24 protein-coding genes are annotated in these 23,762 nt (G+C 70.9%); 13 read left to right on the forward strand and 11 right to left on the reverse strand.

The annotated features are described in order from the left end of the window. Positions 1-11 precede the first annotated feature (11 nt). Positions 12-1,268, forward strand: coding sequence for an alpha/beta hydrolase (locus CKW28_RS01080; RefSeq protein ID WP_003924478.1), 1,257 nt, complete (start codon positions 12-14; stop codon positions 1,266-1,268). A 37-nt stretch (positions 1,269-1,305) separates the two neighbouring features. Then, on the forward strand, positions 1,306-2,721 hold the full coding sequence (locus CKW28_RS01085; RefSeq protein ID WP_003924477.1) for a WS/DGAT/MGAT family O-acyltransferase: 1,416 nt from the start codon (positions 1,306-1,308) through the stop codon (positions 2,719-2,721). A gap of 13 nt (positions 2,722-2,734) precedes the next feature. On the opposite strand, the gene CKW28_RS01090 is transcribed toward CKW28_RS01085, so the two are convergent. Continuing rightward, a complete protein-coding gene (locus tag CKW28_RS01090; RefSeq protein WP_003924476.1) occupies positions 2,735-3,970 on the reverse strand; it encodes an alpha/beta hydrolase in 1,236 nt (411 codons plus the stop codon). Between the two features lie 2 nt (positions 3,971-3,972). Continuing rightward, complete coding sequence (locus CKW28_RS01095; RefSeq protein WP_435405819.1) at positions 3,973-4,713, reverse strand: lysophospholipid acyltransferase family protein; 741 nt, start codon at positions 4,711-4,713, stop codon at positions 3,973-3,975. A 163-nt stretch (positions 4,714-4,876) separates the two neighbouring features. On the opposite strand from CKW28_RS01095, the gene CKW28_RS01100 reads away from it, so the two are divergent. The 8 genes from CKW28_RS01100 (at position 4,877) to CKW28_RS01130 (ending at position 12,236) form a co-directional block, all read left to right on the forward strand. After that, positions 4,877-5,665 (forward strand): crotonase/enoyl-CoA hydratase family protein, encoded by a 789-nt coding sequence (locus tag CKW28_RS01100; protein WP_050811912.1) that lies wholly within the window; start codon positions 4,877-4,879, stop codon positions 5,663-5,665. Between the two features lie 19 nt (positions 5,666-5,684). After that, positions 5,685-6,230: an arylamine N-acetyltransferase gene (locus tag CKW28_RS24405; RefSeq protein ID WP_110844384.1), complete on the forward strand. Its 546-nt coding sequence runs from the start codon at positions 5,685-5,687 to the stop codon at positions 6,228-6,230. Further along, positions 6,190-7,113, forward strand: a complete 924-nt coding sequence (locus CKW28_RS01105; RefSeq protein ID WP_003924473.1) for a helix-turn-helix domain-containing protein — start codon at positions 6,190-6,192, stop codon at positions 7,111-7,113. Before CKW28_RS24405 ends, CKW28_RS01105 begins: the two co-directional genes overlap by 41 nt. A gap of 2 nt (positions 7,114-7,115) precedes the next feature. Then, entirely contained in the window at positions 7,116-7,646 is a 531-nt protein-coding gene (locus tag CKW28_RS01110) for a dihydrofolate reductase family protein (RefSeq protein ID WP_003924472.1), read from the forward strand. 100 nt (positions 7,647-7,746) lie between these two features. Continuing rightward, positions 7,747-9,582, forward strand: a complete 1,836-nt coding sequence (locus tag CKW28_RS01115) for an acyl-CoA dehydrogenase (RefSeq protein ID WP_003924471.1) — start codon at positions 7,747-7,749, stop codon at positions 9,580-9,582. Positions 9,583-9,671: 89 nt separating this feature from the next. After that, positions 9,672-10,061, forward strand: a complete 390-nt coding sequence (locus CKW28_RS01120; protein WP_131588012.1) for a hypothetical protein — start codon at positions 9,672-9,674, stop codon at positions 10,059-10,061. 46 nt (positions 10,062-10,107) lie between these two features. Beyond that, entirely contained in the window at positions 10,108-11,586 is a 1,479-nt protein-coding gene (locus CKW28_RS01125; protein ID WP_003924469.1) for a sensor histidine kinase, read from the forward strand. Then, positions 11,571-12,236 carry a response regulator transcription factor gene (locus CKW28_RS01130; protein ID WP_003924468.1) on the forward strand — a complete coding sequence of 222 codons (666 nt, stop codon included), beginning with the start codon at positions 11,571-11,573 and terminating at the stop codon, positions 12,234-12,236. The genes CKW28_RS01125 and CKW28_RS01130 overlap by 16 nt, the downstream gene beginning before the upstream one ends. Before the next feature lie 67 nt (positions 12,237-12,303). Here the strand turns inward: CKW28_RS01130 and CKW28_RS01135 are convergent, their stop codons facing one another. The 4 genes from CKW28_RS01135 to CKW28_RS01150 all read right to left on the reverse strand — a co-directional run bounded on the left by CKW28_RS01135 (position 12,304) and on the right by CKW28_RS01150 (position 16,759). Continuing rightward, positions 12,304-12,552 (reverse strand): hypothetical protein, encoded by a 249-nt coding sequence (locus CKW28_RS01135; protein WP_003924467.1) that lies wholly within the window; start codon positions 12,550-12,552, stop codon positions 12,304-12,306. 109 nt (positions 12,553-12,661) lie between these two features. Continuing rightward, a complete protein-coding gene (locus tag CKW28_RS01140; RefSeq protein WP_003924466.1) occupies positions 12,662-13,846 on the reverse strand; it encodes a phosphotransferase family protein in 1,185 nt (394 codons plus the stop codon). Positions 13,847-14,425: 579 nt separating this feature from the next. Further along, positions 14,426-15,898, reverse strand: coding sequence for an aldehyde dehydrogenase (locus CKW28_RS01145; RefSeq protein ID WP_003924465.1), 1,473 nt, complete (start codon positions 15,896-15,898; stop codon positions 14,426-14,428). A gap of 42 nt (positions 15,899-15,940) precedes the next feature. After that, on the reverse strand, positions 15,941-16,759 hold the full coding sequence (locus CKW28_RS01150) for a class I SAM-dependent methyltransferase (RefSeq protein ID WP_003924464.1): 819 nt from the start codon (positions 16,757-16,759) through the stop codon (positions 15,941-15,943). Between the two features lie 35 nt (positions 16,760-16,794). Between CKW28_RS01150 and CKW28_RS01155 the strand changes: the two genes are divergently transcribed. Continuing rightward, positions 16,795-17,982, forward strand: a complete 1,188-nt coding sequence (locus CKW28_RS01155) for a glycosyltransferase family 4 protein (protein ID WP_050811900.1) — start codon at positions 16,795-16,797, stop codon at positions 17,980-17,982. 29 nt (positions 17,983-18,011) lie between these two features. Here the strand turns inward: CKW28_RS01155 and CKW28_RS01160 are convergent, their stop codons facing one another. Then, positions 18,012-19,181: a lytic transglycosylase domain-containing protein gene (locus CKW28_RS01160; RefSeq protein ID WP_003924462.1), complete on the reverse strand. Its 1,170-nt coding sequence runs from the start codon at positions 19,179-19,181 to the stop codon at positions 18,012-18,014. Positions 19,182-19,370: 189 nt separating this feature from the next. On the opposite strand from CKW28_RS01160, the gene CKW28_RS01165 reads away from it, so the two are divergent. Continuing rightward, positions 19,371-19,850 carry an MSMEG_6728 family protein gene (locus CKW28_RS01165; RefSeq protein ID WP_003924461.1) on the forward strand — a complete coding sequence of 160 codons (480 nt, stop codon included), beginning with the start codon at positions 19,371-19,373 and terminating at the stop codon, positions 19,848-19,850. Positions 19,851-19,934: 84 nt separating this feature from the next. Then, entirely contained in the window at positions 19,935-20,474 is a 540-nt protein-coding gene (gene idi, locus CKW28_RS01170) for an isopentenyl-diphosphate Delta-isomerase (RefSeq protein WP_003924460.1), read from the forward strand. Here idi and CKW28_RS01175 read toward each other — a convergent pair. From CKW28_RS01175 to CKW28_RS01190, 4 genes are read right to left on the reverse strand one after another with little or no spacing between them, the layout of a single operon-like run. Beyond that, positions 20,445-21,500, reverse strand: a complete 1,056-nt coding sequence (locus tag CKW28_RS01175) for a Rieske (2Fe-2S) protein (protein ID WP_003924459.1) — start codon at positions 21,498-21,500, stop codon at positions 20,445-20,447. The two genes, idi and CKW28_RS01175, sit on opposite strands and share 30 nt — an antisense overlap. Beyond that, positions 21,497-23,029: an FAD-dependent oxidoreductase gene (locus tag CKW28_RS01180; protein ID WP_003924458.1), complete on the reverse strand. Its 1,533-nt coding sequence runs from the start codon at positions 23,027-23,029 to the stop codon at positions 21,497-21,499. Before CKW28_RS01180 ends, CKW28_RS01175 begins: the two co-directional genes overlap by 4 nt. Beyond that, positions 23,026-23,406 carry a lycopene cyclase domain-containing protein gene (locus CKW28_RS01185; RefSeq protein WP_040546235.1) on the reverse strand — a complete coding sequence of 127 codons (381 nt, stop codon included), beginning with the start codon at positions 23,404-23,406 and terminating at the stop codon, positions 23,026-23,028. Before CKW28_RS01185 ends, CKW28_RS01180 begins: the two co-directional genes overlap by 4 nt. Further along, positions 23,403-23,762, reverse strand: coding sequence for a lycopene cyclase domain-containing protein (locus CKW28_RS01190; protein ID WP_003924456.1), 360 nt, complete (start codon positions 23,760-23,762; stop codon positions 23,403-23,405). Before CKW28_RS01190 ends, CKW28_RS01185 begins: the two co-directional genes overlap by 4 nt.

The following is a 23,762-nucleotide window of genomic DNA, read 5'->3' on the forward strand; positions in this document are numbered from 1 at the left end:
ACATTCGCGCAATGACGGTACGTCCGGACGGGGGTTCCTCCGCGTGGCTGTGCGCCCGCCGGCTGCTGCGCGCCGGGCCGGCCGACCACCTGCTGGCCCTCAGCGCCGCCTCGGGCTCGCTGCCGATCGTGGGCAGGCATCTCGAACCGCTCGGGTCGGCGGCCGCGATGAGCCTCTGGGGTTTCCGGCACCTTCCGGATTTCGTTGGGGCGACAGTTAAGTCGTGGCTCGCTCCCGGCAGCGCCGAGCTGCGTCGCCGGCAGCGCGAGATGACCAACGAGGTGTCGCGGCAGGCGCTGCGCGGGCTGCTCCCGGCGGACCCAGCTGCCCCGGGCGCCTCAGAAGTCTCGTCCGGCTCGGCCGGTTCTGCCCTGGACTGGCCCGCACCCGACCGTGTCCCGCCGCTGTGGCGGATGCTGCAGCACCGTCGCCACCTGTACCGCGGTGCGGTGCGCTACGGCGATCACACCGAGAACGTGCTCGATGTGTGGCGGCGCAAAGACCTTCCGGCGCAACCGGCTCCGGTGCTGATCTTCGTGCCGGGCGGCGCCTGGGTGCACGGCAGCCGGATGCTGCAGGGCTACGCCCTGTTGTCGCACCTCGCCGAACAGGGCTGGGTGTGCCTGTCGATCGACTACCGGGTGGCCCCGCAACACCCCTGGCCGGCCCACCTCACCGATGTCAAGACCGCGATCGCATGGGCCCGCGCCAACGTCGACAAGTTCGGCGGCGACCGCGATTTCGTTGCGGTGGCGGGCTGCTCGGCCGGTGGCCACCTCGCCGCGCTGGCCGGTCTCACCGAGAACGACCCGGACATGCAGACCGAGCTGCCGGAGGGGTCGGACACCTCGGTGGACGCGGTGGTGGGTGTCTACGGCCGGTACGACTGGGTGGACCGGTCCACCGCCGAGCGGGTGCGGTTCCTCGACTTCCTGGAACGGGTGGTGGTCCGCAAGCGGCTGGACCGGCATCCGGAGGTGTTCCACCGGGCCTCCCCGATGCACCGGGTGCACGGCGATGCACCGCCGTTTCTCCTCGTGCACGGCAGCGCCGACACCGTGATCCCGGTCCGGCAGGCCCGTGACTTCGCCGACCGGCTGCGCTCGGTGTCCCGATCGGCGGTCAGCTACCTCGAACTGCCCGGCGCCGGGCACGGATTCGACCTGCTCGACGGCGCCCGCACCGGCTCGGCGGCGACGGCCGTCGGCCTGTTCCTCGACCACGTCCAGCGCAACCGGAGCCGGGTGCGCGGCCGCGCCGTCGGATGATGCTGCTCGGCCGGCCACCGGGGAGGAGGATTCAGCGGTGAAACGGCTTCAGGGTTGGGACGCGGTCCTGCTGTACAGCGAGACACCGAATGTGCACATGCACACCCTGAAGGTGGCGGTGATCGACCTGTCCGACGTCACCCACCCGTTCGGCCTCGAGGACTTCCGCAAGGTCATCGCCTCGCGGCTGTACAAACTCGATCCGTTCCGCTACCAGCTGGTCGAGATCCCGTTCAAATTCCACCATCCGATGTGGCGGGAGAACTGCGAGGTGGACCTCGACCACCACATCCGGGGCATGCGGGTGGACCCGCCCGGCGGCCGCCGCGAACTCGACGAAGCGGTGGGCCGGATCGCCAGCACCCCGTTGGATCGCCGATATCCGTTGTGGGAGATGTACTTTGTCGAGGGGCTGGCGAACGGCCGGGTCGCGGTGGTCGGCAAGATCCACCACGCCCTGGCCGACGGAGTGGCATCGGGCAACCTCATGGCCCGTGGGATGGATCTGCAACCCGGACCGCAACGTGACCACACCTTCTACCGCACCGATCCGCCGCCGGGACGCTCGCACCTGGTGCGCACGGCGTTCGTCGACCACCTGCGCCAGATCGGCCGGATCCCGTCGGTGATGCGCTACACCTATGACGGACTGCGCCGGGTGCACCGCAGCACCCGCAAGCTCTCGCCCGAGCTGACCCGGCCGTTCACCCCGCCGCCGACATTCCTCAACCACAAGATCGACGCCACCCGCACCTTCGCCACCGCGACCCTGGCGCTGTCCGACGTCAAGGCCACCAGCAGGCACCTCGGCGTCACCATCAACGACCTGGTGTTGGCGCTGTCGGCCGGGGCGTTGCGGAAACTGCTGCTGCGCTATGACGGTCACGCCGACCATCCGTTGCTGGCGTCGGTGCCGGTGAGCTTCGACTTCTCCCCGGACCGCATCTGCGGCAACTACTTCACCGGCATGCTCGTCGCGCTGCCCGTCGACACCGCCGAACCGCTCGACCGGATCCGGGCCACCCGCGACGCGGCACTGCTGGCCAAGGAGAGCCACCAGCTCATCGGCCCGGAACTGATCAGCCGCTGGTCGCAGTACCTTCCACCGGCGCCCGCGGAACGGTTGTTCGGCTGGCTGTCCCGCATCGACGGGCAGAACAAGATCCAGAATCTCACCGTGTCGAATGTGATGGGCCCCAAGGAACGTGGCCGGGTCGGCGGTGCGCTGGTCACCGAGATCTACTCGGTGGGGCCGCTGACCGCCGCCAGCGGGCTGAACATCACCGTGTGGAGTTACGTCGACCAGCTCAACATCTCGGTGCTGTCCGACGGCAGCACCTTCGACGACCCGCACGAGGTCACCGACGCGATGGTCGGTGAGTTCATCGAGATCCGCGGTGCCGCAGGGCTTCCCGGGGAGCTTACGGTCGTCGAGACCGCGATGGCGCGTTGACGCACACGGTACCTCAGCGCCGGGTGGCCTGCACCCAGGACAGGAAGGTCTCCACCGCCTCGGCGGTGTAATGCCCGCGCGGTGAGCCGAAGAAGTCGAACGCGTGCTGGGCGTGCGGCACCTCGACGTACGCCACCGGCGCCGTCGACACCGCCCGCAACGCCTCGACGAACTCCCGCGCCTCACCCACCGGGATGATCGAATCGTCCACCCCGTGCAGCACGAAGAACGGCGGCGCGTCCGCACGCACGTGCCGGATGGGGGAGGCGTCGAGATAGATCTGCCGGTTCTCGGTGATCCGCTTCTTGACCACCAGCCGCTGCAGGAAGTAGATGAACTCGCGGCGGCCCGGCCCGGTGCTGCTGTACCAGTCGTAACGGCCGTAGATCGGCACCGCGGCGACCACCGAGGTGTCGGCGTCCTCGAATCCGGGCTGCCACACCGGATCGTTCTGGGTCAACGCGGCCAGCGCAGTCAGATGGCCGCCGGCCGACCCGCCGGTGATCGACACCTGATCCGGATCACCGCCGTAGTCGGCGATGTTCTCCTTGATCCACGCCAGCGCCCGTTTGACATCGACGATGTGGTCCGGCCAGGTGTGCCGCGGGCTGACCCGGTAGGCGATCGACACGCACACCCAGCCCCGCTCGGCCAGCCGGCTCAACAGCGGATACGCCTGCGGCCGGCGCATCCCGATCGACCAGGCGCCACCCGGAACCTGCAGCAGCACAGGAGCTTTGGCATCGGGCGGCAGATCGCTGCGGCGCCAGATGTCGGCCAGGTTGGCGTTGCCGTGCGGGCCGTACCGGACGACGCTGTGCCGCTGGACATACCGGCGGCGGGACAGCGACGTGCCGACGATGCCGCGGCGGCGCAGTTGCCGGGCCGGCTGCGACCGGTCCGCGACGGTCTCGTAGTCGTCGCCGAGGGTCTCGCGCAACCCGGCCTCGAAATACCGTTCCGAACGCACGTTGCGGTACATCAACAGCCCGAGCAGCGCCCAGGTGACCCCGGTGAGCAGCAACGCGATCCGGCCGCGGGCGCCGGAGAAGTCGCCGCGCAGCCCGCGGCGCAGCGCATCCAGTACCGAGGCCAGCAGGTACAGCGGCGCCGCCTCGCTGGTCGGCCAGCCGAACGCGAACGCCGGGATGGTGATGTAGCCCTCCCGGCCCAGCGGCCGCACCCCGTTGGCGGCGTTGGCCAACTCGGCGGCGGCGCGCAGCAGCGGTCGGCGCTTGCGGACGGCCACGGTCAGCCGAGCACCGGGAGACGACGTTCGGCGGCCAACTCGTCCAGCGCACGTTGCATCGTGCGCCGGACATGCGCATCGACCTCGTCGATGTCGGGATCCGGGCCGAACTCGGCCTCGATGTCGATCGGCGGCAGCACCTGCATGACGATCTTCGTCGGCAACGGCACATTGACCGGGACGACGGCCGACAACCCCCACGGAAACCCGAACGAGATCGGCAGGATCTTCACCCGCATCAGCTTGTCCAGCCGCAGCAGCCGCGCCAGCGACTCACCGCGGGACAGGAACAGCTGACTCTCCTGACCGCCGACCGCGACGGTCGGCACGATCGGCACCCCGGCGTTGAGCGCGGCCCGCACATAACCGGTGCGCCCGTCGAAGTCGATCTTGTGCTGGGCGAACGTGGGCCGGTACACGTCGTAGTCCCCACCGGGGAAGACGATCACCACCCCGCCGGACCGCAGCGCCTCGTCGGCGTTGTCGTGGTTGGCGCGGATGAAGCCGGTGCGGATGAAGAAGTCGGCGGTGGGGCCGGTGAGCAGGATGTCGTGCGACAGCGTGTACACCGGCCGGTCGTAGCCGAACCTCTCGTAGAACCCGGTGGCGAACACCGGGACGTCCATCGGGAACAGACCGCCCGAATGGTTCGACACCACCAGCGCACCGCCGTGGGGAAAGGTGTCCAGGCCGCGGATCTCCGCGCGGTGGTAGCCCTTGATGAGCGGCCGCAGCAGACCCATCACGCGTTCGGTGAGGTCAGGATCCCACTTGGCGATCTCGGACGGCTCGATGTCGGTCGGGCTCAACGCGTCCCCCTAGGACCTGCCACGCCGCGCTCTGCAACGTGTTCCAGTCTGCGATGTTACCCAGCGACGCCCCCGGACCGGCCGACTGGTGGTTAGCATCACCGTCGTGACTGAACAAGGCAGCAGCGACAACCCGGTCCTCGTCGAACAACGGGGCCGCATCCTGATCATCACCATCAACCGGCCGGAGGCCAAGAACGCGGTGAACCTCGCGGTCGCGCAGGGTCTGGCCGCCGCGATGGACCGTCTCGACGACGACAAGGGGCTGTCGGTCGGCATCGTGACCGGCGCCGGTGGCTCGTTCTCCGCCGGGATGGACCTCAAGGCGTTCGCCCGCGGCGAGTTCCCGGTGGTCGAGGGCCGCGGACTGGGCTACACCGAGAAGCCCCCGGCCAAGCCGCTGATCGCCGCGGTGGAGGGCTACGCGCTGGCCGGCGGCACCGAACTGGCGCTGGCCGCCGACATGATCGTGGCGTCGCGGGAGTCGGCGTTCGGCATCCCGGAGGTCAAGCGCGGCCTGGTCGCCGGTGGCGGCGGGCTGCTGCGGCTGCCGGAACGCATCCCGTACTCGATCGCCATGGAGCTGGCGCTCACCGGCGACATCCTGCCCGCCGAACGGGCCCACGACCTGGGCCTGGTCAATGCGCTGACCGAGCCGGGCGCTGCGCTGGACGGCGCGATCGAGCTGGCCGAGCGGATCGCCGCCAACGGACCGCTGGCGGTGGCGACCACCAAGCGGATCATCATCGAGTCCAAGAAGTGGACCCCGGACACCATGTTCGCCGAACAGGGCAAGTTGATGGCGCCGGTGTTCAGCTCCAACGACGCCAAGGAGGGCGCGATCGCATTCGCCGAGAAGCGCGCGCCGAACTGGACCGGGACCTGACCGGGCGGACACCCGCGCGATGACCTGGGGCCGGATCACCACCGCGCCGCTGCGGCTGCAGCCCGGCCTCACCCAGCCCAGCCGGCACGAACCGAACCGGCTGGGGCGACTCGCCGACGGCCATCGGCTGGAGACCCGCATCCGGGATACGTGGGAGCCGCTGCATCTGTTCACCGCCACGCCCCGGCATCGGATCGACACCGAGGTCGCCGGCTGGTCGCCAGCTGGTACGTGTCGACGTATCCCGGCTCGACGTTCATCAGCGGGCTGTCGCGCGATCGTCACCGATGACGCCCGGATCAACCTGCGCGGGCGGCAACTGGCCGTGCACCGGGCGGGATTTTGCAGCCAGGGCTGTGGCTGCGGCCCGATCACAGCCCTGGACGCAATCTTTGGCGTTGCGCCGTGGGCCGTGGAGCCGTGGGCCGTGATCCCTGGGCCGTGGGCCGGCCGCCAGCCGGCAGGGGAGGTCCCGCAGGAAAAGTCATGGCCGGCCTCCGGCGGCACCGCCATACTCGGTTCTCGTGAGCGAGCAAGCCCTCACCGGACGGGACCGGTTGCGTGAACTGCTCGACGCGGTCGTCGACGCCGCCAACACCGATGTCGAGTCGATGGCGCGCAGCAGCCATTTCTCGGAGTTCCACTTCTCCCGCGAGGTCCGCCGACTGGCCGGCGAACCACCCGCGGCGATGCGCCGACGGGTGATGCTGGAACGGGCGGCGTGGCGGTTGCAGCGCGGCGAGTCGGTGTCGGCGGTGGCCGCCGCGGAGGGATGGTCGTCGGCCGAGGTGTTCTCCCGGGCGTTCCGGCGGGCCTTCGGGGTGCCGCCGTCGCGGGTCGCCGAGGTGCATTACCTGTTACCCGCCCCGAACGGGGTGCATTTCCACCCACCGCATGCGTTGTGGGTGGACGGCCCCGGCAGCCGAGGAGCCCCGGCCGGCTCGGTGCCCGAGATCTCGGCCGTGCTGGTGGACCACGACGTCGCCGACACCGACTACCTGCTCGAATGCGCCTGCACGCTAACGGATCGGCAATGGGCGGAGGAGATCTCCCCCGGGCAGCAGGTGCTCGCGTGGGACGGCCCGGAGCCCAGCGTGGGAGCGGTGCTGGGCGCGATCGTGTGGACCAAACAGGTGTGGCTGGCCACCATTGAGGGAGCGGATTTTCCTACCCGCCAACACCTTCCGCCTTCAGCGCTGCGTGACCACCACCGCGACGTCGGTGCCCGCTGGATCGAGATGGTGCAGAGCTGCTCGGCGGCAGGGAAGTTGGGCGACACGGTGATCGACGCGTTGTGCGATCCACCGGAATCGTTTCCGTTGTACGGCATCATCGCCCACGTACTGACCTTCTCCGCGCTGCGCCGCGGCCTGGCCCGCGCCATGCTGGCCCACCACGGTGTGCGCACCCATCACGGCGACCCCCTGGCCTGGATGAGGAGCAATTGATCATGGCCACTGTGTATTTCACCGCGGCGAGCCTGGACGGCTTCATCGTCGACGACCATGACAGCCTGGACTGGCTGGTCACCCGTGACATCGACCCGGACGGACCGTTCGGATACCGGGCCTTCGCGGACTCGGTCGGCGCGGTGGTGATGGGGGCCGCCACCTACGAATGGGTGCTGCGTAACCAGCCCGGCGAGTGGATGCATGAGCAACCGTCCTGGGTGCTGACCCACCGCCCGCAGATCATCGCCGAAGCGCACCCGGTGCGGACCTTCAGCGGTGACGTCGCCGAACTGCACCCCGAACTGGTGCGGGCCGCCGGGGACAAGGATGTGTGGGTGGTCGGCGGCGGGGAGGTGGCCGCCCAGTTCGTGGCCGCCGGCCTGGTCGACGACGTCATCATCGGATACGCCCCCTGCACCCTGGGCGCCGGCGCGCCGGTGCTGCCGCAGCGTTCGGAATGGACGTTGGTCGACAGCGGGGTGAACGGGGAGTTCCTGTGTGCCCGGTGGTCGAGGTCGGCCGGCTCGTAGCGTCGGACCTTCACGGCAACGGTGCGGTGTGTGGGAGAGTACGCACCGGAAGCGCCGTCGAGAACTACGCTCGGTATAGCCGGATCGAAGGATGCGAGCGATGGGCCACTACAAGAGCAATGTGCGTGACCTCGAATTCAACCTGTTCGAGGTGCTGAGTCTGGAGAAGGCGTTGGCCACCGGCAAGTTCGGTGACCTCGACGGCGACTCCGTGCGGCAGATGCTGTCCGAGGCGGCGCGCCTGGCCGAAGGCCCGGTGGCCGAGTCGTTCGCCGAAGCCGACCGCCATCCGCCCACGTTCGATCCGGAGGCCCACACCGTGCAGCTGCCGGAGCCGTTCAAGGAGTCGCTGCGGGCCTGGCAGCAGGGCGAGTGGTTCCGGGTGGGGCTGCGCGAGGACGTGGGCGGTGTGCCCGCCCCCGCGGTGGTCTCCTGGGCGATCAACGAGTTCGTGCTGGGCGCCAACCCCGCCGTGTTCATGTACATGGCCGGCCCGATCATGGCCAACATCGTCTACGGCATCGGCAACGAGCAGCAGCGGCACTGGGCCCAGTTGGCCGTGGAGCGCGGCTGGGGCGCCACCATGGTGCTCACCGAGCCTGACGCGGGTTCGGATGTCGGCGCCGGCCGCACCAAGGCGGTCCAGCAGCCCGACGGCACCTGGCACATCGACGGGGTCAAACGGTTCATCACCAACGGCGACACCGACGACCTGTTCGAGAACATCCAGCACCTGGTGCTGGCCCGCCCGGAGGGCGCCGGGCCCGGCACCAAGGGGCTGTCGCTGTTCTACGTGCCGAAGTACCACTTCGACCCGGACACCGGTGAGATCGGCGAACGCAACGGGGTGTTCGTCACCGGCCTGGAACACAAGATGGGGCTCAAGGCGTCGGCCACCTGCGAGCTCACCTTCGGCCAGCACGGGGTGCCGGCGGTGGGGTGGCTGGTCGGTGACGTGCACGACGGCATCCGGCAGATGTTCAAGGTCATCGAGTATGCGCGAATGTTCGTGGGCACCAAGGCGATCGCCACACTGTCCACCGGCTACCTGAACGCGTTGGAGTACGCCAAGACCCGGGTGCAGGGCGCGGACATGACCCAGATGACCGACAAGACCGCGCCGCGGGTCACGATCATCCACCATCCGGACGTGCGTCGTGCGCTGATGGTGCAGAAGACCTACGCGGAGGGGCTGCGGGCGCTGTACCTGTACACCGCGGCGTACCAGGATCCGACCGTGGCGTCGATCGTCTCCGGCGCCGACGCCGATCTGGCCGAACGGGTCAACGACCTGCTGCTGCCGATCGTCAAGGGGGTCGGCTCCGAACGCGCCTACGAGTGCCTGACCGAGTCCCTGCAGACCCTGGGCGGTTCGGGTTATCTGCAGGATTACCCGATCGAGCAGTACATCCGCGACGCCAAGATCGACTCGCTGTACGAGGGCACCACCGCCATCCAGGCGCAGGACTTCTTCTTCCGCAAGATCGCCCGGGACCAGGGGGTGGCGCTGACCCATGTGGTCGGCCAGATCCAGGCCTTCATCGACAGCGACACCGCGCGGCCGGAACTGGCCGATGAGCGCGCCCTGCTGGCCGCCGCGCTGTCCGACGCGCAGGCCATGGTCGCCGCGCTGACCGGATATCTGATGAAGTCGCAGGAGACGCCCGAGGAGCTGTACCGCATCGGGCTGGAATCGGTGCGGTTCCTGCTCGCCGCCGGCGATCTGCTGATCGGCTGGCTGCTGCTGTGGCACGCCGAGATCGCGCTCGCCGCGCTCGACGGTGACGTCGCCGACGCCGAGCGGCACTTCTATGTCGGCAAGGTGGCGGCGGCGAGGTTCTTCGCCCGCAACGTGCTGCCGCGGCTGTCGGCCGAGCGGACCATGGTCGAATCGGTCGACCGGTCGATCATGGAACTCCCCGAGGCGGCGTTCTGACGCGTGCCGGGCGTGTCCGCCCGGCCGGATGAGAGCGTTCTCATCCACCTCTCATCCGGGCACCACCGCGGCCGTCCACCCTGGGACACATGCGTGCCTCAGCGGTGGCGGCGTTGGCCGCGGGTGGAGTGGCCGTCGGCGTGGTGACGGCCACCGTGATGTCGGCCGGTTCGACGCCGGACCGGGACCCGCTGACCCCGATCGTCGTCGAGACACCGGGTGCCCGCGAGGCCACCGGGTCGTCATCCGCAGACGACTCCGCCACGCCGTTGCCGCCGGCCGATCCGCTCCCCGCCCCTCCGCCGGCGTTGCGGCCCGACGAACGTGCCGGGTTCACGATCAGCGAGCCCCGCCCCGACCAGACCGGCGGCTGGCAGGGTGAATGGGCGGATGACGCCGCCGACGACACCTGGGACGACACGTGGGACGACACCTGGGACGAGGGAGACTGGGACGAGGGAGACTGGGACGACGACTGAGCCCCGGCTTGAGCCCGCACCGGGCGGCGGGTATCCAGGACGCGACATGACCTCCGAGCCCCCGTCTCCCAGCGGCCGCCCGCGCTGGCGGCGGCTGCTGCCGTCGGCGGCCCGCACCCGCATCATCGGCTGGGTGTTGCTGCTGGTCATGGTCGCGCTGGGGGTGGTCACCCTCACCACCTGGCGGTTGATGGTCAGCTCGATCGACGCCCGGATGGATGAGGCGCTGCACATCGAGGTCGACGAGTTCGAGGAGCTCACCGCCTCCGGCCTCAACCCGCGCACCGGCGCGCCCTTCACCGGCGTCGCCGAGGTGATCCGGGAGGCCATTGCCTACAACCTGGCCCGCCCGAACGAGAAGTTCCTCGGCTATGTGGACGGCGAATATCACACCCAGAGCCGCCAGGAGCCCGGGTTTCCCGAGGTCCTGGCCGGCGACGACGCGTTCACCGAACGGGTCGCCACGGTCACCGAACCGGTCGAGGGCAGCTACGACCACCCCGAGGTCGGTGAGGTCCGCTACCTGGCCATCCCGGTGACCATGGCCGGCGACCCGGCGCAGGGTGTGATCGTCGCCGCCTACCTCGGGGACGCCGAACGCGCCGCCGCCGACGACGCCGCCCGGTTGATGCTGCTGGTCGGGGCCGCCACGCTGTTCGGCGCGATCGGCGCGGCCTGGCTGGTGGCGGGCCGCATCCTGCGACCGCTGCGCGACGTCGCCGACACCGCCCGCACCATCACCGACACCGACCTGTCGCGGCGCATCCCGTCGCGCGGCGAGGGCGACGAGATGGATTCGCTGGTCCGCACCATCAACGGCATGCTGGACCGGATCGAGGCCGGGGTGTCCGCGCAGCGCCGGTTCATCGACGACGCCGGCCACGAACTGCGCACCCCGATCACCATCGTGCGCGGCCACCTCGAGGTGCTCGACCCCGACGATCCCGACGATGTGCGCTCCACGGTCGCGCTGGTCGACGACGAGCTGGTGCGGATGAACCGGATGGTCACCGATCTGCTGCTGCTGGCTCGCTCCGAGCAGCCGACGTTCCTCACCCCCGAGCCCACCGACATCGGGGCGCTCACCCGGGCCATCTTCGACAAGGTGGTGCAACTCGGTGACCGCGACTATCAGCTGCAGTCGGTCGCCGAGGTGACCGCGGTGCTCGACGCCCAACGCATCACCCAGGCGCTGATCGCGTTGGCCGACAACGCCTGCCGCTACACCCGCGACGGCGACTGGATCGCCGTGGGCTCCGGCCTGTACGACGGCTGGTTGCGGTTCTGGGTGTCGGATTCCGGACCGGGGGTGAGCGACGCCGACCGGGACCGCATCTTCGAACGGTTCGCCCGCGGCAGCGCCGGCGGTCAGCGGTCCGACGGCGCCGGCCTGGGCCTGTCGATCGTCCGCGCCATCGCCGGGGCGCACGGCGGCCACGTCGACCTGGACACCGTCGTCGGCCGCGGATCCACCTTCACCATCACCATCCCGGCCGTACTGGAGGCGCCATGGCCCGCATCCTGATCGTCGAAGACGAGCCACGCATCTCGTCGTTCATCGAGAAAGGGTTGTCCGCCAACGGTTTCACCGCCACCACCGTGACCGACGGGCCGACCGGATACGACTACGCGATGACCGGCGGTTTCGACCTGATGGTGCTCGACATCGGCCTGCCCTCAATGGACGGTTTCACCGTGCTGCGCAAACTGCGTGAGGACGGCAACCAGATTCCGGTGATCGTGCTCACCGCCCGCGACAGTGTGGAGGACACCGTCGCCGGGCTGGAGGGCGGCGCCGACGACTACATGCCCAAACCGTTCCGGTTCGAGGAACTGCTGGCCCGCATCCGGTTGCGGTTGACCACCGAACGCTCCGCCGAACTGACCGTATTGACCTGCGGCGGAATGCAATTGGACCTACGCACCCGGCGCGCGAAGGTGGGGGACAAGACCGTGGACCTGTCCGCGCGGGAGTTCGCGCTGGCGGAGACGTTCATGCGCCACCCCGGCCAGGTGCTGTCGCGCGAACAGCTGCTCAGCCGGGTGTGGGGTTATGACTTCGACCCTGGCTCCAATGTGGTCGACGTCTACGTGCGGTATCTGCGGCGCAAGCTGGGGGCGGAGCGGTTCGTGACCGTCCGCGGCATGGGGTACCGGCTCGAAGAGCTGCCCTGAGAGCCCAGCCCCGGACCCAACGAAACGCCCGCCACCGGAAGGTGGCGGGCGTCGGACCGTCCCGGGGCTACGGGGTGTCGTCCCAGCTGTCATCCCAGGAATCGTCCCACCAGGTGTCGTCCATCGCGACGTAGGACGAATCCGGGCTGTCGGCGTCGAACGCGGTGGCCCAGTCGACCTCGGGAGCCTCCACCGCGGGGCCGACCGCCGCCGGGGCGGCCTCGGTGGCGCCGTGCGCGGCGCCGGCGCCCAGCACGCCGAGGCCGGTCAGCGCCGCCCCGACCGTGACGACCTTCCACGTTGCGGGTCGCGTCATGTGTCTCTCCTTCACTCGTCCGTCTACCCCCCGACTTGTCCACCATCGCGCGCGCAGATGAGGGATCGGGGAGCCGAAGATGAGCGATTTCTCATCGAGCGCATCGGCGTCATTCAGCCTGGGCCAGCCAGCGCCGCGCCAGCTCGAGCCGCGTCGCGGTGGCGTCGGCCCAGTGCGGATGCTGGGTGCGAAACGGGCCGGTGGCCAGGCCCAGCAGCACGGCGGCGACGCGTCGGCGCAGGTCGGCGCCGTCGTGACGGCGGTCGGCGTGGTCGAGGACCGCTTGGGCGTACCGGTCGGCGGCCGGATATGTGTGGGCGGCGACCACCAGGTGGCCGATGAGCGTGGCCCAGTCGTCGGCGCGCTCGCCGGGGCCGGCGGTGTCCACATCGAGCAGGCCGGTGACGCGGCCCCCGTCGGCGAGGAGTTGCCCCTCGTAGAAGTCCCCGTGAACCGGCACCGTCGGGGCCGAATGCGGCGGGGCCGTCCGCAGCCGATCGGCCACCTCGTCGACCATGCCGAGCAGGTCGTCTCGCCCCGCGGTGGTCTGGCGCAGGATCGCGGCGCTGTCGGCGGCGCCCTGCAGCTGGGTGCGCCGGCGCGGAAGTTCCGACAGCTCGGTCGGCAGCGCGTCGAGCAGTGCCGCCAGGGTGTCGGGGGTGGGCAGTGCGGCGTCGTCGGCGATCAGGGTGCGCAACGGGGTGCCGGGCGCTTCCGGGAGGACGAGCACGCCGTCGTCGGTGGACAGCAGCACCGGCGGCACCGGAACGTGGGCGCTGAGCAGCTCATGCCGGTCGATCAGGGCCCGGGCCGCCGCGGGCCGCACCACCTTGACGAACCATCTGCGCTGCCCATCGCGGAGTTCGATGACCGCACGCCGGCCGGGCCGGTAGCCGCGCACCGTCATCCGCACGGCCGGCGCGGTGGTCAGGCCGTGGTCCCGCAGCGCGGCCGCGGCCCGTGCCGGATCCCGCACGAAGTCGAGGCCGGGCAGCGCGGGGTCCTGCGGCCAGCGCCAGACCCCCACCTCGACGGGTTGACCGCGGTGCTCCCCGGCGACCACGGTCGCGCCCGGTGGAATCCGGTCGGCCGTGGTGGCGACCAGCATCTCCATGCTGCGGCGGCCGTCGCCGCGGTGCACCTCGGCGCGGTAGCGCACCGCGACCGCACCGCTCGGTTGGACGTGGACGTTGACCGGTGCGAGCGCGGTGAGTTCGCCGCGGTACTCCGCGATCGCGGCGGCCAGCACCTCGGCGGCCTGCGGGCCGAGCAGCAGTTCCAGGGCGGGTGTCACATGTTCAGCCTGCCCCAGCCGCGCCGGAGGGTGGCTGTCGCGGGGGGTGTGCGGCTGTCGCGGGGGTGTGCGGCTGTCGCGGTGGGTCTGCGTGTACGGCGTCGAAAGTGCGGCTGCTGCGCGGATTCGGCCGAAACAGCACCGTGGCCGCACTGTCGGCTCGCTGGTCGCACTGTCGAGTCGGCCCGTGCACAACCGAGTCGGCCGGTGCAGAGCCGAATCAGCCTGTGCACGATCGGCGGGGCCGGCGCGCCGCCGCGAGGGTTCGGAGGTCATGCCGAGCTGGGGGAGCGGCCCGGGTATACGCCGAATGTGCGGCTGTCGCGGTGGGTGTGCGTGTACTGCGCCGAAAGTGCGGCTGCCGCGGTGGGTGTGCGTGTACTGAGTCGAATGTGACCGTGTTGCGCGAATCCGGCCGAAACCGCACCGTGGCCGCACTCTCAGATCGCCTGCTGCACAATCGAGTCGACCTACGCACAGTCGAGTCGCCGGGGGCACACAAACGAGGCGGCGGGCACCACCGACACGATGGCGCCCGCCGCCCCTGGTTCAGCCCCGGGTTCCGCCCCAGCTCAGACGTCAGTCCTCGGGGGTGTACCCGAACGGCAGCAGCACACTCTTCTGCTGGCAGTACGCCTCGATGCCCTCGGGCCCGTTCTCCCGGCCGATGCCGGAGTTCTTGTACCCGCCGAACGGGGCACCCGGATCGAACGCGTACATGTTCACCGCATAGGTGCCGGTGCGGATCTTCGACGCGATCTCCAACGCCTTCGGGTAGTCCTGGGTGTAGACGCTGCCCGCCAACCCGTACACCGAGTCGTTGGCGATGCGCACCGCATCGTCCTCGTCCTCGTAGGGGATGATGCACAGCACCGGCCCGAAGATCTCCTCCTGGGCGATGGTCATCGAGTTGTCCACGTCGGCGAACACCGTGGGCTGTACGAACCAGCCGGAGTCCAGGCCCTCGGGCCGGCCGCCGCCGGTCACCAGCCGCGCACCCTCCTCGATGCCCTTCTTGATGTAGCCCTCGACGCGTTCCCGCTGCTTCTCGCTGATCAGCGGCCCGATCGCGGTGTTGGGGTCGTCGGGCAGCCCGACCGGCATGGCGGCGACGAAGTTCGCGACCTTCTCGACCACCTCGTCATAACGCGACCGCGGCGCCAGGATGCGGGTCTGCCCCACACAGGCCTGACCGGAGTTCATCACCCCGGAGAACACCAGCATCGGCAGGGTGGCGTCCAGGTCGGCGTCCTCGAGGATGATCGCCGCGGACTTGCCGCCGAGTTCCAGCGTGCACGGCTTGAGATTCTCGGCGGCGATCTTGCCGATCTCCCTGCCCACCGCCGAGCTGCCGGTGAACGTGTACTTGTCCAGGTCCTTGTTGGACGTCAGCGCCCGGCCGGTCTCCGCGCCGCCGGGCACCACCGACAGCACCCCCTCGGGCAGGCCCGCCTCGGCGAACACCTCGGCCAGCGCGTTGACGGTCAGCGGGGTCTCGGCGGCCGGCTTGAGCACCACCGTGCACCCCGCCAGCAGCGCCGGGCCGAGCTTGTTGGCCGCCAGGAAGAACGGCACATTCCAGGCCGCCACCGCGCCGACCACGCCGACCGGCTCGCGCAGCACCAGGGTCTGGCCGTAGATGCCGTCGCGGATGTCGCGCCACGGGAACTTGTCCGCCGCGGCGGCGTACCACTGCAGCGACGACAGCGCGGCGCCGTACTGCATCATGTCGATAATCGTTGTGGGCTGGCCGGTTTCGAGCTTGAGCAGATGCTTGAACTCGTCGACCCGGTCCTCGATCAGCTTGACCGCGTTGGCGAGTACCGCCTGCCGCTCCTCCGGTGACATCCGCGGCCACGGCCCCTCGTCGAACGCCTTGCGGGCGGCCGCCACCGCGGCGTCGACGTCGGCCTTGGCGGCCAGCGGCACCTTGCCGACGTACTCGCCGGTGGCTGGGGAGCGCACTTCGATGACCTCGGACGACGACGGCTGGACCCACTTGCCGCCGATGAAGAGCTTGTCCCATTCGGTCTTGTATGCGGTCTGCGTCATGGCGCTCACCTTACCTAGCGAAACGCCAAACGAGAACCTGTTTCAATTGACGATCTCCGGCGGGCTCAAGACCAGCACCAGATTGCTCACCAGGAACTCCCGCACCACCGGGGCCCGGGTCAGCCACCAACCCCATTTCGGGTGGTAGCGCGGGAAAGCGGCGAGCAGCGCGCCGGTGGCGGCGGCCCACCGCAACCCGTCGGCGGCCGACACCGCGAACAGCGACGAGCCGTAGTCGTTCTTGGGCCGGTGACCGTGCCTGCGGGCGTAGCGGTCGGCGGCGCGGCGCCCGCCCAGGTAGTGCCACAGACCGGTCTCATGCCCGCCGAACGGCCCGAGCCACACCGTGTACGACAGCACCGCCAGCCCGCCCGGCCTGGTGACCCGCAGCATCTCGCGGCCCAGCAGCCACGGCTGCGGCACATGTTCGGCGACATTGGACGACAGGCAGATGTCCACGCTGGCGTCGGCGAACGGCAACGCCATCCCGGACGCCCGCACGAACGTGCCGGCGGCGGGGTCATCTTCCGGGCACTCCACGGCCGGGCCGGCGTGGATCTCCCGGGGATCCGGTTCGACGCCGATGTAGCGCATGCCGGCCCGGGCGAAGGCCGCCGCGAAGTAGCCGGGCCCGCCGCCGACGTCGAGCACCGTGCGCCCGGCCGGGTCGGAGCCGGTGGCGGCCCGCCACAGATCGGCGACCAGGGCCGCGGTGTCGTCGGCCAGGGCGCCGTAGAACCGGGCCGGATCGGACTGTTCGAACCGGAACTCGCTGAGCAGCCGCACCGACCGCCGCAGGGTCGCCCGGCGGGCGAACAGCTCGGTGACGTCGCGACGGGCGGCAGCCCGGGGAGCATCCATCCAGACCACCCTATGCAGCGGTTAAGCTGGCCCGGATGTCTGCCCGCCGAACCCGCCCCGGCTGCTCGCGTCCGCGGGTCCGCTCGGTGCTGCTGCTGTGCTGGCGGGACACCGGCCATCCGCAGGGTGGCGGCAGCGAGACCTATCTGCAGCGCATCGGCGCCCAGCTGGCCGCGTCCGGGATGCGGGTGACGCTGCGCACCGCCCGCTACCGCGGCGCGCCCCGCCGCGAGATCGCCGACGGGGTGCACATCAACCGCGCGGGCGGCCGCTACACCGTCTATCCGCGGGCGTTGCTCGCGATGGCCGCGGCCCGGCTCGGCCTGGGCCCGCTGCGGCACGTCCGCCCCGATGTGGTGGTCGACACCCAGAACGGGGTGCCGTTCCTGGCCCGGCTGGTGTTCGGCCGCCGGGTGGCGGTGCTGGTGCACCACTGCCACCGCGAGCTGTGGCCGGTGGCCGGACCGGTGCTGGGCCGGGTGGGCTGGTATGTGGAGTCGACGATCTCCCCACGCGCCCACCGCGGCCACCAGTACGTCACGGTGTCGCTGCCGTCGGCGCGCGATCTGATGGATCTCGGGGTGCCGCCCGGGCACATCGCGGTGGTGCGCAACGGGCTGGACGAGGCCCCGCCGGACACGCTGGCCGTGCCGCGCTCGGCCACACCGCGGCTGGTGGTGCTGTCCCGGCTGGTGCCGCACAAGCAGATCGAGGACGCGCTGGAGGCGGTGGCCCGGTTGCGGCCCCGGATCCCGGAGTTGCACCTGGACGTCCTCGGCGACGGGTGGTGGGCCGACCGGCTGGTCGACCATGCCCGGTCACTCGGCATCGCCGACGCGGTGACCTTCCACGGGCACGTCGACGACGAGACCAAACACCGTGTGCTGCAACAAAGCTGGGTGCACGTCATGCCGTCCCGCAAGGAGGGCTGGGGGCTGGCGGTCACCGAGGCCGGCCAGCACGCGGTGCCCACGGTCGGTTACCGGTCATCGGGCGGGCTGACCGATTCGATCGTCGACGGGGTCACCGGGCTGCTGGTCGACGACCGGGCCGAGCTGGTGGGGGCGCTGGAGCGGCTGCTGACCGATCCGGTGCTGCTCGCCGAACTCGGCGCCAAGGCCCAGGCGCGCAGCCGGGAGTTCTCCTGGCGGCAGAGCGCCGAGGCGATGCGCACGGTGCTGCAATCGGTGTACGACGGCCGGCGGGTCAGCGGTCTGATCTGACCGCGATCGTCTTCGCACCGGAGTCCGGCTCAGCGGGCCTTGCCGGTGCGGCCGTTGCCGATCTTGACCGTCGGCGACGATCCGCGCCCGCCCGCACCCGCCGTCGAACCACGGGTGCTGAGACCCGACCCGGCCGAGCGTGCGCCCGACCCAGCCGATCCGGCCGATCCGGCCGATCCGGAGGACGGCGAGGTGGCCGCGGCACCGGACTGCGCGCCGCCCCGGCGCACCTGCGGTCGGTTGCGGCCCGACTCCGCCGGCAGCGTGCCCGACTGTTCCGACGGGGCGGTGGCGGCCGGCGCGGCCACCGTGCGGACCGGTACCCGCCGTGCCGGCGGCGGATTGATCGGCGGCAGGTAACCGGGCGGCTCCCCGGTGGCGTAGGCCTGCGCCCAGCCCAGCACGTTCTCGGTGTAGGCCATCGAGTTGTTGTATCGCAGCACCGCGCTGACCAGTGCCGACCGATCACGCAGGTCGGCGCCGCCGCTGCACAGATAATGGGCGGCGGCCAGGGTGGCGTCGAACAGGTTCTGCGGGTCGGCCCGGCCGTCGTGGTCGCCGTCCACCCCGAACAGCTCCCAGGTGCCGGGTAGGAACTGCATCGGACCCATGGCACGGGCATACACGGTCCGTCCGTTGGCCTGACCGGCGACGATGATCTCGTTGCCGGGCAGCGAGCCGTCCAGGGTCGGCCCGAAGATCGGGTCGACGGCGGTGCCGCGGTGGTCGACGGCCCCGCCGAACGCGTGCCGGGACTCGATGTAGCCGATGCCGGCGAGCAGGTTCCAGCTGAGGTGGCAGCCGGGATGGGTGCGGGCCATGACACCGTCGGCGTTGCGGTAGGCGGCGAGCGCGACGGCGGGAATGTGCAACCGGCCCGGCTCGGTGACCGCGGCGGGTGGTGGCGGGCCGACGGCCTCGGTCAGTAGCCGCGGGTTCGCGGCCGTGTCCGTCGGGGACTCCGCGGTCCACCCCGGTGGGAGCACCGGCTGCGGGGTCACCGCGGCGGCGGTCCGGACCTCCGGATCGTCGAGGACCGCGACGATGACACTGGGCGCGGCCACCACCGCGCCGGCGATCAGCACACGGGTGACGCTCGCCAATCCGCTGAGCGGCAGTCGAACTGCCCCCTGGATCCGGCGCAGCAGGCGGCCGGCCCGGGCGGCGGTCGGCGCGGGTGCGCCCTCCACCGTCTGCATCGATCCCGTCCTCACCGTCGCAACGTCGCTTCTGTGATCGCCGTCTGAAGCATAGGTGCTTGTCCGCGCAAATTGAACGAGGGGTCATTTTGCTGGGGTCGATTCGCGGTGCGTGATCGCGAGACCATTCGCAGGATTCCGGCCCGCACCGCGGGTTCAGCGGCGCCCGGAATCGGGTATGTGCGCGACGTGCAGACCTTCTTGCCCTATCCCGGGTTCACCGACACCGCCCTGGTGCTCGACGCGCGCCGGCTCGGAAAGCAGCGGGTGGAGACCATCCAGGTGGTGCGGGCGCTGACCGTGCCCGGCTACGGCTGGCGGCACCATCCCGCCGCGGCGATGTGGGCCGGGTACGAAGAGGCGCTGGTGCGCTACGGGCTGGACATCTGCGCGGTCTGGTCGCGATCCGGCCGCGCCGACACCTGCGCCGCGACCCTGGCGCGCGATCTGCGGGCGGGCACCGGCCTGAGAACGGTCCGCGACCAGGCCGACCTCGCCGCCGCGGGGGAGCTGCCGCTGTGGCTCGGCGACCACGATTTCCACCGCGCCCACCAGTCCGCGCTGGTCCGTAAGGACCCGCGGCATTACCGGCAGTTCTTCCCCGACGTGCCCGACGACCTGCCGTACCGGTGGCCGGTGTCGGATCGAAGTCGGCGGATCCCGGCATGATCGGATGCCGGCTGGGTATCTCTACGGCGTCAGCACGACGTTGCTGAGCAACCGCACCCCGGGCGCCGAGCGGAGGAGCTGCCGATGACGGTCGTCGACACCGAAGAATTCGTCGTACTGCTCGACGAGCAGGGCCGACAGGTGGGCACCGCCCCGAAAGTATCGGTCCACCACCAGGACACCCCGCTGCACCTGGGTTTCTCCTGCTACCTTCTCGACGGCGACGGCAGGGTCCTGCTCACCCGGCGCGCCCTGGTCAAACGCACCTGGCCGGGAGTGTGGACCAACTCCTGTTGCGGCCATCCCGGTCCCGGCGAACCGATCGAGGAAGCGGTGCGCCGCCGGGCCCACCACGAACTGGGGCTGCGGATCGAGGAACCGGTGTGTGTGCTGCCGGACTTCCGCTACCACGCGGTGGCCGCCGACGGCACCGCGGAGAACGAGATCTGCCCGGTGTTCGTGGCCCGTGCCGACGGTCCGGTCCGCCCGGCAGCCGACGAGGTGATGGATTGGCGGTGGGTGCGGTGGCAGGAGTTGCGCGCCGCCGCGGAGCTGCCGTGGTCGATCAGCCCGTGGGCCGCCGTCCAGATCCCGCTACTGCACGACACCGGCGCCGTCGGCTGACCCCGCCGCCCCGCCCCGGCGGTCGGCGCGCAACCGGTAGAGCCGCTCGGCGTACGCCAGATCGTCGCGCCACAACCGGGTGGCGGCGCGGCGCATCAGCGGTCTGATGAGCGCGGCGCCGCGCAGCGCATGGACGAAGTTGGGCCGGTTCGAATGCGCGACGACGGCCTCCAGCACCGCGGTGCGCGGTGCCCCGTCCGCGCCGGGACCGATGGGGGTGGCATGGGTTTCGACGACGCTGCCGGCCCCCTCGCCGTCGACGATGCGCATCACGATGGTGCGCGGTCCGGGGGCGGTGAACTCGGCGATCACCGGAACCCCCAGCCGGCCCATCCGGAACGTCACCGCGACCAGGAACCGATCCTCCTCGGGCGGCACCTCGATGCCCGGCGGCGGTGCGGACACCACCTCCAGCCGGGTGAACGAATACGGGTGGAACCAGGCGCCGTGCCAGGGGTCGAGCCGGTTGGCGATGATGTCGTGCGGTTCGCAGCGACCCACCAGGCGGGTGACCGCCGCCAACCGAACCCCGGCCGGCCGGGGCGCCGGCACCGGACGGTCGGTGGGGTTCTCCCCGCCGACCCGGTCGAGCCGGACCCACGCCAGCACCCCGTCGTCGTGGCTCGGATACGGGCTCCAGCCGAACTCCCGGCAGCCGCCGTCCAGCCGCAGACCGTGCCACGGGCACACCAGGGTTCCGTGGTCCACCCGGCCGGTGGACAGGTCCGCACCCAGATGCGGGCAGGCGCCGGGCCCCACCCGCAGGGTGCCGTCGGCGCCGCGCCAGGCGACCAGCTCCACCCCGCCCACCCGGGTGCCCAGCGGGCGGTCGCCGATGCGGTCGGCGGCGGCGAATGCGAACCAGTTGCCGCCGGGCCGGCGCTGGGAACGGGTCAGCGCACCGGCGATGACCGCCGGTTCCGCGGCCCGGAAGGTGGGCCGTTGAGCAGCCCAGCGTAACGGTGGAAGCACCTGGAACGGAACGGTTTTCGCCCACCGGGAGCGCAGATTGGCCGCGATGCTCATCGGACCTGCCGAACCTCTCGGCGGGCCAGCCGGCGCAGCGCGGCGGACCGGCCCCGGGTGGGCACCGTGTACAGCGGATGCCCGGCCAGGCCGAAGTGCGTCAGCAACCGGTTGGCGGCGGACCAGCCGGTGGTGGCGGCCCGTTCCATCAACGCCACCGGCAGGTCGATGCGGATGCCGTCACCGGCCAGGGCCAGCGCCGGGTGCGGGCCGGCCACCCCGGGACGGCCGGCGTGATCACCGGGGGCGAACCGCGGGCAGTCCTGACGGCACAGCACCCGCTCGGCGACGATGCCGGCATCGGCGGTCTCCGGGTACAGCGCGTGCAGCCGGTCCAGCAGCGCGTCCCGCAGCCCGTCGGTCGGTTCGGTGACCGCGTAGGAGTGCAGTTCCACCACCGAGCCGCCGGTGCACCGGGCCCAGTCACGCGCCTGGTGCTCGTAGGTCTCGAGCACGCTGACGTTGTCCAGCGGCGACCAGCCCCCGGTGCCCAGGAACGGCGGCCGGTCCGGTGCGACGGGCCGGTCCAGCCACAGCCGGTGCACGACGAACGGCGGCGCGGTGTGCAATCCGGCGATCCGGTCCCGCCAGCCCGCATCGCCGAGGCCGGGGGAGGCGGCGACGATGCGTTGCAGACCGGTGACGTCGGTGGCCAGCACGACGCCGTCGGCGGTCAACTCGTCCCCGGAGTCGCAGCTGACCCGGAACCGCGCGCCGGCGTCGACGGCCCGCACCCCGACGCCGGTGTGGAACCGCACCCCGCGCGACTCCAGCTGGTCGCGCAGCGGATTCCACAGCGCCACATCGAAGTTGGCGTTGACCACGTCGAACACCAGGCCCTCGCTGGAGCCGAGGAAGTAGATGTGGAACATGGTGGCCAGTTCGGCGGCCGACAGCTGCGACGGTTGCGCGAAGAAGCTGCGGGAGAACACCTCGAAGGCCAGGTGGCGGGCCGCCGGCGGGAAGTTGATCGCCCGCAGGAACGATTCGGCGTCGGTGTCGTCGAGGTGGCGGTAGATGCCGGGCAGTTCCACCGCGGCCAACGGCGCGGCGGCCCGGGCGTTGAGCCGGATGAGATCGCGCAGCCGGAAGGTGGGGCTGCGCAACGCGAACGCCATCGCGTTGAACGGCGGGGTCTTCGGCAGGCCGCGGAAGGTGTCGCGGCGCCCGTGCGCGTCGACCAGCGGATAGTCGTCGACCGGGGTCAGCATGCCCAGCCCGGGATCGATGCGCCGCAACAACGTTCGCAGGTTGTAGTACTGCCGGAAGAACGCGTGGAATCCGCGGTTCATCGCGGCGCCGCCGGGGACGTCCGGTCCGATGTCCTCGGTCCAGCCGCCGACCCGGCCGCCGAGATACCCGGCCTGTTCCACCACGTCGACGGTGACTCCCCGTTCGGCCAGGCCGGTCGCGGCGGCCAGCCCGGCGATGCCGGCGCCGACCACCACGACGTGCGGACGGCGGGCCAGGCCGCGCGCATCGGGCAGGCCGGGTGGGGCGTGGTGGTGGACCCGGCGCGGATCGGTCAACGTGGAGCCTCCTGGCTCTGTGGGTCGGGGCTCTGTTCGTCGGGGCTCTGTGGGTCGGGGTTCTGTCGGTCCCGTGTCCGGTACCGCTCCCACAGCAGCAGCACCGCGGTGACCAATGCGAAGCCGAACAGGAAGTCCTCGACCGGGATGTCCCACGGGAACCGGACGCCGGTGGTGTGCCGCTCGTCGTAGATGACGATCGGCGCGGACAGTTTGGTCAGCCACCCGTCGACGGGGATCTGGAAGCCGAGGACGATGGCCATCGCGATCCAGTAGCCGGGCCGCCGGAACAACCCGGTGCGCAACGCCCACATCTCCCACGCGCACACCGCCAGCACGGCCAGCACCGCGGGCAGCGTGTAGCCCAACCCCGTCATCGCCGCCGGCCCGGTATCGGGGGCTCCGATTCGACGCGGCTGCGCCGCATCCGCGCCAGGATGGTGTCCACGGCGTTGTAGGTGAGCAGCCCACACAGCGGGATCACCACGAAGAACAGCACCTCCTCGACGGGGAACCCGCCCGGCAGCATCACCCCGGTCAGATACCGGGAATCGAACGTCCACACCCCGAACGCGATCGCGATGCCGTCCCAGATCAGAAACACCGCCGCGACGGGCAGGATCGCCCGGGCGGCCCGGCCGGCCCGGCGGTAGACGCCGGCGCCGAAGAACTCCAGCGGTGCGGTGATCGCCAGACATCCGGCCAGCACCAGCAGGTAGTGCCAACGGTCCAT

This window comes from Mycolicibacterium thermoresistibile, assembly GCF_900187065.1.
Taxonomy (GTDB): Bacteria; Actinomycetota; Actinomycetes; order Mycobacteriales; family Mycobacteriaceae; genus Mycobacterium; species Mycobacterium thermoresistibile.

Bases quoted from the DNA above. Each gene is read 5' to 3' on its own strand.
- CKW28_RS01120 (WP_131588012.1), top strand. From the start codon at position 9,672: ATGCGTGCCTCAGCGGTGGCGGCGTTGGCCGCGGGTGGAGTGGCCGTC.
- CKW28_RS01130 (WP_003924468.1), top strand. From the start codon at position 11,571: ATGGCCCGCATCCTGATCGTCGAAGACGAGCCACGCATCTCGTCGTTC.
- CKW28_RS01150 (WP_003924464.1), bottom strand. From the start codon at position 16,759: ATGGATGCTCCCCGGGCTGCCGCCCGTCGCGACGTCACCGAGCTGTTC.
- CKW28_RS01125 (WP_003924469.1), top strand. From the start codon at position 10,108: ATGACCTCCGAGCCCCCGTCTCCCAGCGGCCGCCCGCGCTGGCGGCGG.
- CKW28_RS01110 (WP_003924472.1), top strand. From the start codon at position 7,116: ATGGCCACTGTGTATTTCACCGCGGCGAGCCTGGACGGCTTCATCGTC.
- CKW28_RS01190 (WP_003924456.1), bottom strand. From the start codon at position 23,762: ATGGACCGTTGGCACTACCTGCTGGTGCTGGCCGGATGTCTGGCGATC.
- CKW28_RS01115 (WP_003924471.1), top strand. From the start codon at position 7,747: ATGGGCCACTACAAGAGCAATGTGCGTGACCTCGAATTCAACCTGTTC.
- CKW28_RS01160 (WP_003924462.1), bottom strand. From the start codon at position 19,181: ATGCAGACGGTGGAGGGCGCACCCGCGCCGACCGCCGCCCGGGCCGGC.
- CKW28_RS01095 (WP_435405819.1), bottom strand. From the start codon at position 4,713: ATGGGTCTGCTGCGGCCGCTCATCAAGGGCTACCACCGCGCGGAGATC.
- CKW28_RS01185 (WP_040546235.1), bottom strand. From the start codon at position 23,406: ATGACGGGGTTGGGCTACACGCTGCCCGCGGTGCTGGCCGTGCTGGCG.
- CKW28_RS01155 (WP_050811900.1), top strand. From the start codon at position 16,795: ATGTCTGCCCGCCGAACCCGCCCCGGCTGCTCGCGTCCGCGGGTCCGC.
- CKW28_RS01175 (WP_003924459.1), bottom strand. From the start codon at position 21,500: ATGAGCATCGCGGCCAATCTGCGCTCCCGGTGGGCGAAAACCGTTCCG.
- idi (WP_003924460.1), top strand. From the start codon at position 19,935: ATGACGGTCGTCGACACCGAAGAATTCGTCGTACTGCTCGACGAGCAG.
- CKW28_RS24405 (WP_110844384.1), top strand. From the start codon at position 5,685: ATGACCTGGGGCCGGATCACCACCGCGCCGCTGCGGCTGCAGCCCGGC.
- CKW28_RS01145 (WP_003924465.1), bottom strand. From the start codon at position 15,898: ATGACGCAGACCGCATACAAGACCGAATGGGACAAGCTCTTCATCGGC.
- CKW28_RS01080 (WP_003924478.1), top strand. From the start codon at position 12: ATGACGGTACGTCCGGACGGGGGTTCCTCCGCGTGGCTGTGCGCCCGC.
- CKW28_RS01135 (WP_003924467.1), bottom strand. From the start codon at position 12,552: ATGACGCGACCCGCAACGTGGAAGGTCGTCACGGTCGGGGCGGCGCTG.